The sequence below is a fragment of the Neobacillus drentensis genome, assembly GCF_036966985.1.
Classification (GTDB): domain Bacteria; phylum Bacillota; class Bacilli; order Bacillales; family Cytobacillaceae; genus Neobacillus; species Neobacillus drentensis_E.
In genome coordinates this window covers 17296-17907 of sequence record NZ_JBALSN010000063.1, presented here as the reverse complement: position 1 = coordinate 17907, position 612 = coordinate 17296, and the positions used below count along the sequence as shown (strand labels likewise).

Annotated in this window: 1 protein-coding gene; it reads left to right on the top strand. The window is 39.1% G+C overall.

Translation table 11 applies throughout. The features are described 5' to 3' along the window. On the top strand, positions 1 to 612 hold a 612-nt coding region (locus tag V7659_RS04535), incomplete at both ends, for a CapA family protein (protein ID WP_335538395.1).

Below are 612 nucleotides of genomic sequence, written 5' to 3'. Positions count from 1 at the left end.
TGTCATTGCTTGTACATTTCTATTTACATTTATCGGGAAAGCACAAGTACCAACTGTAGAAAAGAATCCAGAAAACATCCTGACCGCTTCGTTTGTCGGAGATATTATGTTTGGAAGAAATGTAGAGAAAGTAACAGACCGTTATGGAAAGCAGCACCTGTTCCGCTATGCGAAGCCGTATTTTGATGTATCAGATTATGTAACTGGGAATTTTGAGCATCCAGTGGCTTCAGATAAGGAACAGGCAGCACAAAAGAATATTCATTTGAAAACAGATGAAGATTCTGTACAAGCGTTAAAGGATTTGAATTTCTCTGTACTAAACTTTGCGAATAACCATGCAGCAGACTACGGTGAAAAAGGCTTAAATAACACGATTGATGCCTTTGAAAAAGCTGACATGGATTATACAGGGGCAGGGCGCAACGTCAATGATGCGAAGCAGAACATTTCATACAAAGAAGTGAATGGCGTTAAAATCGCTACCCTTGGTTTTACAGATGTATATGGAAAAGATTTTAAAGCAACAAATCGCAAGGCAGGTATTCTACCAGCTGATCCATCTATCTTTATTCCGATGATTTCACAAGCTGCTGAAAAGGCAGATATCGT